Below are 13,472 nucleotides of genomic sequence, written 5' to 3' on the forward strand. Positions count from 1 at the left end.
ATTTAATACATCATATTATAAGAGCAACCAAGTTTTCGTAATAATAGTAAAAAAATATGAGTCAATAAAAGAAGGAGGATGAAGGGTGAATATAGTAGTTTGTATGAAAAGAGTTCCGGATACGGCGACAAAAATACGCATCAATAGCGATGGAACAGGTATTGATGAGAGCGGAATTGAGTATGTAATCAATCCATATGACGAATATGCAATTGAAGCAGGATTGCAGTTGAAAGAAAAATTTGGCGGTGAAGTAGTAATTCTGACACTTGATTCATCTGAAGCGGCACCAGTGGTAAGAAATGCTTTGGCAATGGGTGCAGACAGAGCTGTTATTTTGAAGTGTGATAAAAAACCTGTTGATTCTTTGTCAACAGCTACGGCTTTGGCAGAGGGACTCAAAGCACTAAATCCCGATGTTATCTTGATGGGGAAGCAGGGTGTTGACTATGACAATTCGCAAGTTGGACCTATGGTTGGCCAACTACTTGGTATTCCCTGTGTGAGTGTGATTACAAAATTGGAAGTTTCTGATGGCAAAGCTGTTGCAAATAGACAGATAGAAGGCGGAGAAGAGGTGGTAGAAGTTGAACTTCCTGCCATTTTTACAGCTCAAAAGGGACTGAACGAGCCAAGATATGCTTCATTGAAAGGAATAATGGCAGCGAAAAAGAAGAAACTTGATGAACAGGAAGCTCAAATTCCAGAAGGAGCTATTGAAGTAATCAAGATGGAAATACCCCCTGCTAGAGAGGGAGGAAAGATTGTCGGTGAAGGTGCTGATGCAGTACCTGAATTGGTGAAACTGCTTCAGTTTGAAGCAAAAGTCCTTTAAACAAGATAATGAAAAAAATTTGATAAAGAGATTTTGGAGGATAAATAAATGGGCAATAACATTTTGGCTTTTGCAGAACAAAGAGAAGGAAAATTTAAGAAGAGCGCTTATGAAGTAATAGGTGCAGCAAAAAATATAACAAATCAGACAGGCGGCGAAACAATAGCTCTTGTAATCGGCTCTGGTGTTGAAGGAATTGCTGGAGAGCTCGGCGCATATGGCGCTGATAAGGTCATAGTTGCAGACAATGATTCTTTGAAATATTACTCAGGAGAGCTTTACTCCAATATTGTAGTGGAAGAAGCAAAGAAGAATGAAGCCGATGTCATTCTGATGCCTGCATCTTCAATGGGAAGAGACCTTGCTCCTCGTTGTGCAGCAATAACTGGAAGCGCTGTTGCCGCTGATTCAATTGCTGTGGAAAATAGTGATGGCTCGATTATTGCAACAAGGCCTGTGTATGCCGGTAAGACTTTGATTAAAGTCAAGTCATCAAAAACACCTTTTATAATAAGTTTGAGGCCAAATGTTTTCCCCTTGCCTGAAAAAGAAGAAGGTAAAAATGCAGAAGTGCAAAAGTCTGAAGTAAGCGTTGCAGGTGATTCTCTGAAAGCAATAGTTAAAGAGATTGTTGCTTCAGCATCGGGAAAGATGGACCTAACTGAAGCATCTGTTATTGTTTCCGGTGGCAGAGGAATGAAAGGTCCGGAAAACTTTAAGATTTTGGAAGAGCTTGCAGATGTGCTTGGCGGTGTTGTGGGAGCATCAAGATCTGCTGTTGACGCAGGATGGATGCCTCAAGCGCAACAGGTAGGACAAACAGGAAAGGTTGTATCACCTCAACTTTATATTGCCTGTGGTATTTCAGGGGCAATTCAACATCTTGCAGGCATGTCATCATCAAAATGCATCGTGGCAATCAATAAAGATCCTGAAGCCCCGATATTTCAGGTTGCCGACTATGGTATCGTAGGTGATTTGTTTGAAGTAGTTCCTGCATTGACTGAAGAGGTGAAGAAGGTTGTCAGCAGTTAAATCCCTTGTTTGATAGGTTGTTTTTGGTCTTTCAATTAAAATAAAGAGATAAAAGGGGAGACAGCTCAATGGGTGATGAAGAGATATTAAAATTTGATGCCATCGTTATAGGCGCCGGACCTTCAGGTATGTGTGCCGCTTATGTGATGGCAAAAGCAGGAATGGATGTTGCTGTCATTGAAAGGGGAGAATATCCCGGTTCAAAAAACCTATTCGGAGGAATTCTATTTACAACTATCTTGAATAAATTGATTCCTAACTTTTGGGAAAAAGCCCCTGTAGAAAGAAATGTCATCTCAAGAAAATTTGCATATCTTACAGATGATACACAGGTAGCCCTTGAATTTAAGACTGAAAGATATAATAAGCCCCCTTATAACAATACCTTTACTGTTTTGAGGTCGAAGTTTGACCGATGGTTTGCTGAAGAAACAGAATCTATCTTTAATGAAAATTCTTTCGTTTTCAGTGGATTTACCGTTGTGGATGTAATCAAGGAAGGACATAAAGTTGTTGGCGTAGTGACTGACAAGGAAGGACCAATGTATGCAGATGTCGTAATCTGCGCTGAAGGTGCAAACTCCTTGATTGCTGAAAAAGCAGGTCTGAAAAAGAAACCTGAACCTCATGATATGGTAACAGGAGTAAAGGAAGTAATAGCTCTCCCTTCTGCTGTCATCGAAGACCGTTTTGGTGTATCTGGTAATGAAGGTGTGGCAATCGAGTATTTTGGTAAAGCCGTTGACGGTATGGTTGGGGGCGCATTTATTTATACAAATAAAGAAAGTTTGTCTGTGGGTATATCTTGTTCGATTATTGATTTTACCAAAAAAAGAGTAAATCCAAATGATATCTTAGATAAGTTCAAAGAGCATCCTGCAATCAAAAATCTTTTAAGAGGCGGTGAAACGATTGAATATGCCGCTCATATGATTCCTGAGTTTGGATATGATAAACTCCCCCAACTTGTGGCTGATGGAATAATGCTTGTTGGCGACACAGCAGGATTTGTCAATACTTCCCACTATCATGAAGGCTCAAACCTTGCAATGGCTTCAGGTGTAATGGCAGGAGAGACAGCCGTTGTTGCAAAGCAAAAGGGCGATTATTCAGCAGAAACACTTTCTCTCTATGTAGATAAGCTGAATGACAGCTTCGTAATGAAGGACCTTAAGAAGTTTAGAAAAACGGCAAAGTTTTTACATGAAAATCCTCAAGTCTTGAATGATTATCCCACACAAATGGTTGATACTTTAGTGGAATACTTTACAATCAGCGAAAAACCGAAAGAGGAAATCCGCAAGGATGTAATTGGCGGGTTGATAAAAGATGTGAGATTTATTAGAATGTTATGGGATATGAATAAAGCAAGAAAGGTGATGTTATGAAGATAGAGGATGCATTGAAAGAGCTAAAGAAACTAAGTCTTGAAGATAAACTTTTTACAGTAAAATACAATCTTTCAAAGGATAGCCACATCGAAATCAATCATGAGATTTGTCCAAAATGTTCTACTGAAAGGGTATGCCTTACAATCTGTCCTGCAAAGGTTTATGAAGAGGAAGAGGGGAGTGACAAGGTGCATATCTCATTTGAAAACTGTCTTGAATGCGGCACATGTAGAATTGCATGCACAGACAATGCAATAGATTGGCAATGTCCTCAAGGTGGAATGGGCGTTTGCTATCGCTGTGGATAATTTTTTTAGAAATTTTAAATAATTTCCCCACCGTGCCCCATGAATTTTTTTCGAAGTAATGCAGGGCTGCCATCGTTTATCATTTGACACAGTCCATTATTATCCGTCAAAAAAGAAACGCATTAAAATTCCCCTACCTGAAAAATTCAAGACCAAAACAAAAAAAATTTATTTAAAAATCAGTAAGTTAGTTAGTATAATAAAAAAAATTTTTTTTTGGCACAAATTTTGCCTATTCAAAAGCGTTCAACTGCTATTTTTAACTAAACCAAGAAAGGTATATGATGAAAAGAATTGATGTCACATTAACATTATTGATTGTAGCTTTTTTATTGTTACCTTTTATTGCAAGAAAAAGCTTTGCAAATGGTTTTATCATCGGCGAGCAGGACGCAGAGGCAATGGGTGCAGGAGGAGCATTTGCAGCAAGGGCTGATAATCCTTCTGCTATCTTCTATAACCCTGCCGGTATTACCCAGCTTGATGGTATAAATGTGAAATTGGGTACAACTTTGGTTACAGTGCAAACGACATATGATAAACCGGGCGGAGGAGACAAAAGTTCGAACAAAGATAGAGTTGATACTCCTCTCTATTTTTATCTTACAGGAAAAATAAATGAAAAGTTCTCAGCAGGATTTGGTTTTTATCAGCCCTATGGCCTTGCATCTGACTGGCAGAGTAATTGGCCCGGCCGCCATATTGTTACATATGCTTTGCTTAGAACATATTTTTTTAATCCAGTATTTGCCTGGAAACCTACGGAAAAACTTTCTGTTGCTTTCGGTGTAATTGGTGCTTACTCGGATATCAATTTAAACAGCCGCCTTTCATATAGAAAGATAGCAGAAGCAAATGGCACAACGCTTCCTAAAGGTTTTTTGGAAGGTGTTGAGGGACATTCAAGATTGCGCGGAGATGGCGGCGGCGCAGGAGTAAATGCAGGTTTTTTATATAGGATAAATAACAAGGTAAAGTTTGGGTTATCCTATCGCTCTCCTGTAAGAATAAGATACTTTGGAAGGGCTGAATTTAGGAAAGCTGATAGTTCGTTGAGCCCTCTTGTTGCTGTAGTCAATGCCTTGAATTATAATTCAGATGTGGCATCAAAGATTACAATGCCTCCTCAATTGCTAGCGGGCATTTCCTTTGCACCTAATGAAAAATTGACATTGGAATTTGATATTGATTGGCGTGGTTGGTCCCAATTTGATACAATTAGAATCAGATTCAAGGACAAGAGGGTCAATCGCGTTGATTTAAATGCCAACTGGAAGGATACGATTACTTACCGTGTAGGTATGGATTATAAACTGAACGACAATGTTTCATTAAGAGCCGGATATGCCTATGACCCATCGTGTATCAAAAACAATCGTCTTGACCCATTAGTGCCTGACAGCGATAAGCATGCAATAACAGTTGGTTTTGGCTACAGGTGGAAGAAATGGACATTTGATATTTCAAATATGGCTCTCTTTTTTGAAACTGCATCTACCCATACAGCCAAGGCAGGATTCAATAATATGTTTGATTTTGATGCAAAATACAGAACATTCGCCAATCTGACATCGATTAGCTTAAGTTATAAATTTTAAGGTTATATAATGAAAGAACGATTATTATTTGCTTTTGGAACAAATTTTAACTTAGGAGGTTGCCTATGAAATTTAAAAAAGCTCTTTTGGCAATAGGTATTTCTTTTGCTCTCTGTTTTGCTATGAATATAGATGCGGCGCAGAAGTCGTACCGCTACAAAAAGAAGAAACCCTTTCAAGGAAAATTTGTAGGTAAAATTACTCAGGATAGTATAACTTACAAAGTCTATTACAAGATAAAGCAGGATGGCACATCACTTTCAGGTCAGATTAAAACAAAGCTCAATGGCCAGACTGTTTTACCTCTAACCTTTACAGGGAAAGTTGATAACAGCGGAAAAATGGCAACTATTACCCTTTTAGGTGAAGGAGGAATGGATCCTACGGAAATCCCCAACAGTGGAATACCAAGTGACAATGTAAGAGTTTATTTGAGAAGGAAGGGAAGAATAGGGCTCAAGATGTATTATGTCAATGACAGTGGACAGAAGATGGCAAAGACAGTCAAATACAAAAGAATTAAATAAATAATTAAGCAGACATACCAATTTCAAAGGCAGTCGTAATGACTGCCTTTTTTTAATGTGATACATTAATAATTATAAAATAACTTATTGAATAACCAATTCTTTTTTCTTTTGTTTATACATATCAATAGAATCAACGGGCGTAGGATTGACTCCTCTTAGGATAGCTAAATAGTAACTAATCCAATCGCCCAAATAACATTGAGTGATAAGACAGGATAAGCGTGATTCTCCCTTTCCGCACACATTTATTACCTCATGTCCTGCTTCTCTGAATATATCGAGCGCAACATCCATAGACCTTTTCAGCAATGGACTTTCTTCTGTTGAACGAAGAGCAAATATTACTATATTCTTTCCCTTCTTTTCCGGATCATCGACAAGTCCGATTATTTCGTTATGGCACAATTCAGGAAAGGTGTTGTAGTAGATGTTGATTTTAGAATTTTCATTGAATTGAGTTTTCCATCGTAGCGCTGAAGCTGATGTCAGTTTTTTTGATCCCAATACGAAAATTTCACTGTCTTTGATCTTCAAAGCAAACTTTTTGGCGTTATTTTCTTGAGTTGGTGACGAAAGAGTATAGATACTTTTAAATATTTGAAGCTGATTGATTGTCTCCTTTATCTCTGATTCATCGACTGTTTTTGGGAAAAGTGTTTTAAAGATATGTAGAAGCGGATTCAAAAGATTTCCTAAAGCAGTCCTTGGCATTAAACTATCATTGACTTTAATGAATGGAATCCCTTCCTTTTCCGCTTTCATCATCATTTCCCCGCCATTTGAGAGGGCAATGATCTTTGAATTTCTTTTGATGCATTGATCCATTAATGCGAGAGTTTCCTCTGTATTCCCTGAATAGCTGATAATAATTGAAAGTGTCGTGTAATCTACAAAGGATGGGAGATAATAATCCTTTACTACTGCAATAGGCATTTTTAATTTATCAGAGAAAAGTGTTTCAATTATGTCACCGCATATTCCTGACCCACCCATTCCTCCAATCATTATTTTTTTAATGTTGCCGTATTCAGGAGGCACAGTAATATCCAAATTTGTCGAGAAATTTTCAGGCAAGTTGTCAAGCTCATGATACATTTCATCTTTATCAATTTTAAGAATACTCTTTATATCATTAAGCTTTTCTCCATCCATTTTTCCTCTCCATTAAAAGTTTATTGTCCTAATGATAACAGTGCACCTAAATGTCGTCAAGATTTGAAGAATAAAAGGATAAACTTTTTTAAATGTGAAGAAATTTTTACATTTTTCTTTATAAAATCATTAGAATTTTTTTTCTAAAAAAACTAAAAGAAGATTAATTTTGATTTACTTATTAAGGAGGGGTTTTCTATGAAATGGGAACAAGAAGCAAGAGATGCCATCAACGCAATTCCTGTGCCCGAAATAATCAAGGATATGACGACACTATATGCAGAAAAGCTTGCAAGGGCAGATGGAGTGGACACTGTAACTATGGACCATATCAACCGCACTCGCGATGATTATTTTGAGATGTTGGGAGATTCATACAAAGAAAGGATTAGCTGTGCCAGATGTGAAGGGAAATCCGATTCTGATGTTGATCCGGAAATTGAACTTAATAAAGGTCCTTCATTGTTTAGGGTTGAACTTTGTCATCAACGCTTCTTCGGGTGTCCACGCCAGATTTTGGATGTAAAAGAGGCAGGTAAAAAAGTAAAAGAGAAACTTGAAGAAATCAAGTTGACTGAAATAATCGCAGATAAGACAACCGAACCTTTTATGCCCCATAATTTTTTCACTGTTTCAATCTCTTCCTGTCCGAACAATTGTTCTGCCGCAGAAACAAAGGACTTTGGAATTTATGGTGTAAGAGAGCCGGAAATTGATGAGGAAAAATGTAATCAATGTGGTAAGTGCATAGAGGTATGCCCTGATGATGCTCTGCTCATAAAACATGGTAAAATCAAGCTAAATTCCCGTGCCTGTGTAATTTGTGGTGCATGTATCGAGGCATGTCCTGTTGGAGCAATAAAGAACAAGAAAGAAGGTGTAAGAGTGCTTGTTGGTGGAAGATTTGGGAGATGGCATACTGACGCAAAGGAGCTTTTCAAAAATGAGCCTTTCGATACCGCTATGAAAGCACTCGAAGCGGCTGTAGATTTAATCAAAAACGAAGCTGGTGAGCATGAGCATCTCTACCATCTTGTAAATCGCTTGGGATTGAAACCAATCTACGAGAAAATCGTCTGAAATTAAAAGTTCAGTAGAGCAGGCGCTTCGACGCCTGCTCTTTTTACCTTACCCTTTTCCTTTTCTTTTCGACATAGTCGACAAGGACGTAATGTCCCAAATCGGAAGGGCTTGTGTAAAAAGCGCGTCCTTTGTTGACTTTGGTCATTTTTTGAACAAATGCTTTTAATGACGGAGTAGTGTCGAGCATAAAAGTATTTATGGTCAAATCTTTTCTTGTGCATCTGTATACTTCTTTCATCGTTTCCCGGCATGCCCGTGGACTTACTCCTCCAAATCCTATGGGCCATTCGAACTGAAGCTGGTTATTGTGGAAATAGGCAGTGGGCTGTCCGTCTGTAATGAGAATTATTTGCTGATTCTTTGAACGATGTTTAGAGGCAAGGTCAGCTGCAAGCCTCAGTGCATCCTGCAAATTTGTGAAAGCATTGCCTATGTCTTTGCTTCCATCGACAAGCATCAAATGAGCCAACTCCTTCTTTGTAATCACCCTTGCCCTTGATGCAAATCCCACGATATAAAAATTATCCTTTGGAAACTTGGTGCTTATCAGATGGTCAAGCGCAATTGCCACTCTTTTTGCGCTCAAAAATCTTCCGCCCCATGCCATTGAAAAGCTCATATCGATAAGCATTATTGTTGTTGTCTGAGAAGAAAAATCGATGTCATAAATTTCAAAATCAGAGGCATCTAATTTGACTTCTTTACCTTTGTTGCCTCTTTTCAAAGAATTCATAAGTGTCGCGCCAATATTTATATTGAAAGGGTCTCCAAATTGATATTTTTTCACTACATCAGGTTTGATTGTACCCACACCTGAAAGATGAGTCTCATGTGTTCCAAATTGGTCCTTTTTCATATTTGAATAAATGCTTTGCAATGCGTTATAGCCAATCCTTCTTATACCCTTTGCAGATATATCGATTTTGTTCCCTTCAACACTGATATATCCGGCTTTTTCTAAGCGCTCAACCGTTGTCTGCAAATATTGAAGTATCTTTGCTATATCAGGATCCAAGAAGAAATTTACATCTTCAATATTTATCTGCAGAAAATTTCCATGGAGAATATCTTTTTGCAGTTTATCGAGGCGCTTAAACTCTTTCATAACTTCAACTGCTTCATCAAAATTTAGTGGTTTTTCACCGTTGAATTTTTTTCCGTAATCATCCAAGAATTTTTCCAAATCCCTGAGGTCCTCAAGTTTTCTTAATAGTTTGTCAAACTCCTTTTTTGATTTTTTGCTTACAAAATCGTGATGTTTGAGTGCTTCGATTTTTTTGCTCAACTTTGGAGGCAGGTTTTTGAGCCAAAATTCTTTCTCTGCCAATTGCCTATCAGCATCCGGTTCGTCCTTAAGCTGTTTTCGAGTTTCTTTCAACTCCTCATCGATAATTTCATTCAGTTTTTCTTCTATATCATCTAAGGCATAATCCATATTGAACTGATTGAAATATTCATTTTTGAGATTTTTCAGGTAATCAAGATATTGGTTGATTGACATTAGCTTTATGTTGGGATTCTGCTTCAGATATTCCATTATAAGCCACTGAAGAGCTGCATTCATATCTCCTTCGCGGAGGAAAAACTCCGAAAGTTTATCGAACAGCTCATCATCATCTAAATCGAGCTTTGCCTGAGTGCCATCCCATTCGGAATATCTATATTTCTTCATCTGTAAACTATCCGATTATTGACTTCGTTTTTATTGAGCTTATTGAATAGATGCAGACCCTCAAAAATGAATTCAATTGCTGATGCTATCTGTGCAGTGCTTTTTGAACCATTAACAAGCTTCATTACATTATCCTTTAAGCCGTCTATTTTTTCAAGACAATCCAAATATTCTTTTGAGGGCATCATATCGGAGACTTCTGCAACCCATCCGTTTTTGAAACTTTCAACAACCGGTTGTAGTTTATCAGGAGTAAAATGTCTTTCAAAAACCTTTTTAACTGCTTTGGAAATGATTTTATTTACCAACTCTTCCTCTTTTTTGTCTTCACCGGTATATTCAAATTCAATCTTCCCATTAGTCGAAGAGAAGAGGGAATGAAAGTCGCTTAACCTTGGTACTGTTTCAGATTCTCCGTTTATAATTGCTCTTTTTTCAGCATTGCTGAGCAAGTTTTCATAATTGGCAATAGTCATTCTTACGCTGACACCGGAGCGTTGGTTTACATCAGGATTTTCTCTTGCGCCCATAGTTATCTCTGCAATTATTTCCTTGATGAAATCAGGTGTATTATCGACAGGCCTATCTGGGAAATTTGCTTTTTCTTGTTCCATAATGGCTATTTCATCTTCAATGGAAACAGGATAATGAGTCCTTATCTGTGATTCAAAACGGTCTTTCAACGGTGTGATAATTCTGCCGCGATTGGTATAGTCTTCGGGGTTGGCACTTGCTACGACAAAAATATCAAGAGGCAGACTAACCTTATACCCTTTTATTTGGACATCTCCTTCTTCCATTATGTTGAAAAGGCCTACTTGAACTTTCTCCTGCAAATCCGGCAATTCATTGATTGCGAAAATGCCTCTATTGGTGCGTGGTATTAACCCGAAGTGAATTGTCAATTCATCGGATAAATATCTTCCTTCTGCAACCTTGATAGGGTCGATTTCTCCTATTATGTCTGCAATGGAGACATCAGGAGTTGCAAGTTTCTCTGCATATCTTTTCTCTCTCGGTATCCATTCAATCTCTGTTTTCTCGCCTTCTGCTTTGATTTTTTCTTTGCAGTATTTACAAACAGGATTCAATGGGTTATCATTGATTTCACATCCCGCAATGGCAGGAATATAAGGGTCAAGCAGATTGACAAGAGACCTAATTATCCTTGTCTTTGCCTGACCTCTTTCTCCCAAAAGAATTATATGGTGGCCTGAAAGTATGGCATTCTCAATCTGTGGAATAACTGTATTGTCATATCCAATTATCCCCGGGAAAATCTTTTCTTTCTTCTTCAATTTTTCAATCAAGTTTTGCCGCATCTCAAGCTGTATCGGTTTTGATGTATAGCCGCTTTCTTTAAGCTCTTTGATGTTTTTTGCTTTTTTCATCTGCAATATTTCTCCACTAAAATAATTTTTCAAAAAGTTTTGGTTATTCTCTCCCTGTTGGTACAATGAGTACAATAAACCTCTAATCAGAATAATACTAATTTTTTTATTGGCACTTTGTCAAATCGAAATGAAGTGAAATTCATAGTTGATATTATCTATTTTCTATCTTTCATCAATTTTCAGTTGTCCTCTTATAAGGAATATTCTTTTTCTTGCCATTGAAAAACTTTTTTTGGTCAAGGTAGATTTATTTATCAGTCAAAGTGTGAAACTATTGAGCAGATACCCAGAATTTGTTCTTTTTTATCTAACGCTTTTCAATATCTTTCATTAAGGAAATAATAAAAGATTATTGGAGTCTTGTCACCTTTCTGTTATTTTCCACATCTTTTCACTGTAGCAGAAAAATTTTACTGCCAGCGCCACAGCGCAGAGTAGATAGGTGGCCTGTTTAAAAATCTTTTCAATTTTGAATATCAGTGCAGATGCAGGTAAAAACTTTTCTATCAATAGAAGAGTGAGAAACATTGTAACTGCAAATGGTACACTCTTACCAGTGTAATAGAGAAGTTTGTCGTTTTTGAAAAATTTGAAAGGAGTAAATCCTGTAATGAAGAAAAGAAAAATCATAGTAAAGGCAATAAGAAAAAGGGGGTTGATTTTTCCTTCAATGAAGAAATAAAACAAAAGAGAAATTCTGTAAAAAAAGTCGGCAAGGATGTCCAATTGTTTTCCTGTTTCAGATTCGAGGTTGAATTTTCGCGCAATAAATCCGTCGAATATATCGCTGATTATGATGATTGAAAAGATGATGAGGATAGATAATCCATAGAATGAGAATGATGATCTTGCTTCTTCATAATAAGTGTTGGCTAATAGAATGAGAAGGGGAGGGGTAAGAATAAACCTTATACTTGATGCAAGATTTGGAATATTGAATTCGATCTTTGTGAAGGGTATAACTCTATCCCTCCATTATTATAGTCAATATGAAATACTTACCATTTTAATATCTGTCATTTCTTCAATTGCATATTTGGGTCCTTCTCTGCCTATGCCACTTGCACGCACACCTCCATATGGCATATGGTCGACACGAAATGTGGGGATATCATTTATCATAAGACTTCCTACCTTGTATTCCTTGATTGCCTCGATTGCTCTTTCGATTTTATTTGTGTAAACACCGCCGTTAAGGCCGTAGATTGAGTCATTCGCCATACTCAATCCTTCATCAAAGCTATCGAAAGGCATTACGGAAACCACAGGAGCAAATATTTCATCTTTTACAACCTTCATTTCTGCACTTGTATCAGATAAGACTGTTGGTGAAATTATCGCCTTTTTTCTTTCCCCTCCTGTAATCAACTTTGCTCCGCACTTTTTTGCTTCCGAAATCCAATCTTCTACTCTTATGGCTTCCTTCTCTTCAATCAGTGGTCCATAGAGCACTTTGTTGTTGAGAGGATTACCAACTTTTATTTTCTTGACTTCATCTTTCAAGTCGCTGATGAATTTTTTATAAAAAGATTTATGAACATAAATTCTTTGCACAGAAATGCATGTTTGTCCTGAATTATAATATGCTCCTACGATGATTCGTGGTATTGCTTTTTTGTATTCAACACCTTCATCTATTACCACAGCAGAATTTGACCCAAGTTCAAGGGTTACGAATTTAAGCCCAGATTTTTCCTTGATTCTTTTTCCAACTTCCATACTTCCAGTAAAAGTGATCATAGAGATTCTTTCATCTTCTACAAGCGGATTTCCGACTCTGCTTCCGCTTCCTGTGACTATATTGAGCACTCCAGCCGGAAGCCCCGCCTTCAGCATTATTTCGCCGAGTTTCAATGCTGTAAGGGGAGTAGTTGATGCTGGTTTAAGCACTACACAGTTTCCCGCGGCAATGGCAGGACCTACCTTATGCGCAACGAGGTTGAGAGGAAAATTGAATGGTGAAATTGCGGCAATAACTCCTTTTGGAAGGCGAATGTAAAAGCCCAATCTCTTTTCTCCTGCTGATGAAGCATCCATAGGCACTGTTTCGCCGTGAATCCTTTTTGCTTCTTCTGCAGAGAATTTAAATGTATCGATTGACCTTGCTACTTCAGCCCTTGAATATGTAATTGCCTTACCTGATTCAAGAGATATGGTCCTCGCTATATCATCTGCGTTTTTTGAAATAATCTCTGCTGTCTTTTCGAGTATCGATGCTCTAATGTGAGCTGGAGTATCTTTGAATTTTTTGAATGTCCTTTCTGCTGTCTCTATTGCTTTTGATACATCTTTACTGTCTCCTGCAGGTACCGCGGCAAGAAATTTCCCATTATAAGGATTTATAACAGGGAAGGTCTCTTTTTTAGAAATCCATTTATTGCCAATCAACATTTTATTTTTGAATGCCATCTCAATACCTCCGGAATTTTTTATTGAATATATCAGATATCATAAACAATAAGCAAAAATATGAC

Annotated in this window: 12 protein-coding genes; 7 read left to right on the forward strand and 5 right to left on the reverse strand. The window is 37.6% G+C overall.

Annotated features, from left to right (window positions below; all coding sequences use genetic code 11):
• Positions 1-85: 85 nt before the first annotated feature.
• The 6 genes from D6734_09140 to D6734_09165 all read left to right on the forward strand — a co-directional run bounded on the left by D6734_09140 (position 86) and on the right by D6734_09165 (position 5,694).
• Complete coding sequence (locus D6734_09140) at positions 86-835, forward strand: electron transfer flavoprotein beta subunit/FixA family protein (GenBank protein ID RMF93817.1); 750 nt, start codon at positions 86-88, stop codon at positions 833-835.
• Positions 836-883: 48 nt separating this feature from the next.
• On the forward strand, positions 884-1,870 hold the full coding sequence (locus tag D6734_09145) for an electron transfer flavoprotein subunit alpha/FixB family protein (GenBank protein ID RMF93818.1): 987 nt from the start codon (positions 884-886) through the stop codon (positions 1,868-1,870).
• Positions 1,871-1,938: 68 nt separating this feature from the next.
• Positions 1,939-3,258, forward strand: coding sequence for an FAD-dependent oxidoreductase (locus tag D6734_09150; GenBank protein ID RMF93819.1), 1,320 nt, complete (start codon positions 1,939-1,941; stop codon positions 3,256-3,258).
• Positions 3,255-3,569, forward strand: a complete 315-nt coding sequence (locus tag D6734_09155) for a 4Fe-4S dicluster domain-containing protein (GenBank protein RMF93820.1) — start codon at positions 3,255-3,257, stop codon at positions 3,567-3,569. The genes D6734_09150 and D6734_09155 overlap by 4 nt, the downstream gene beginning before the upstream one ends.
• Positions 3,570-3,850: 281 nt before the next feature.
• Entirely contained in the window at positions 3,851-5,167 is a 1,317-nt protein-coding gene (locus D6734_09160; protein ID RMF93821.1) for a transporter, read from the forward strand.
• A gap of 65 nt (positions 5,168-5,232) precedes the next feature.
• Entirely contained in the window at positions 5,233-5,694 is a 462-nt protein-coding gene (locus D6734_09165) for a hypothetical protein (protein RMF93822.1), read from the forward strand.
• Between the two features lie 84 nt (positions 5,695-5,778).
• Here D6734_09165 and D6734_09170 read toward each other — a convergent pair whose 3' ends face one another.
• On the reverse strand, positions 5,779-6,849 hold the full coding sequence (locus D6734_09170; GenBank protein ID RMF93823.1) for a bifunctional phosphoglucose/phosphomannose isomerase: 1,071 nt from the start codon (positions 6,847-6,849) through the stop codon (positions 5,779-5,781).
• Positions 6,850-7,047: 198 nt separating this feature from the next.
• Here D6734_09170 and D6734_09175 point away from each other — a divergent pair, with 198 nt between their 5' ends.
• A complete protein-coding gene (locus D6734_09175; protein ID RMF93824.1) occupies positions 7,048-7,929 on the forward strand; it encodes a 4Fe-4S dicluster domain-containing protein in 882 nt (293 codons plus the stop codon).
• 43 nt (positions 7,930-7,972) lie between these two features.
• Here the strand turns inward: D6734_09175 and D6734_09180 are convergent, their stop codons facing one another.
• The 4 genes from D6734_09180 to D6734_09195 all read right to left on the reverse strand — a co-directional run bounded on the left by D6734_09180 (position 7,973) and on the right by D6734_09195 (position 13,407).
• Positions 7,973-9,604: a VWA domain-containing protein gene (locus D6734_09180; GenBank protein ID RMF93825.1), complete on the reverse strand. Its 1,632-nt coding sequence runs from the start codon at positions 9,602-9,604 to the stop codon at positions 7,973-7,975.
• On the reverse strand, positions 9,601-11,001 hold the full coding sequence (locus D6734_09185) for a magnesium chelatase (protein ID RMF93828.1): 1,401 nt from the start codon (positions 10,999-11,001) through the stop codon (positions 9,601-9,603). The genes D6734_09180 and D6734_09185 overlap by 4 nt, the downstream gene beginning before the upstream one ends.
• Before the next feature lie 360 nt (positions 11,002-11,361).
• On the reverse strand, positions 11,362-11,958 hold the full coding sequence (locus tag D6734_09190) for a hypothetical protein (protein ID RMF93826.1): 597 nt from the start codon (positions 11,956-11,958) through the stop codon (positions 11,362-11,364).
• 24 nt (positions 11,959-11,982) lie between these two features.
• Entirely contained in the window at positions 11,983-13,407 is a 1,425-nt protein-coding gene (locus tag D6734_09195) for an aldehyde dehydrogenase family protein (protein RMF93827.1), read from the reverse strand.
• Positions 13,408-13,472: the final 65 nt, after the last annotated feature.

Source organism: Candidatus Schekmanbacteria bacterium, from assembly GCA_003695725.1.
GTDB lineage: Bacteria > Schekmanbacteria > GWA2-38-11 > GWA2-38-11 > J061 > J061.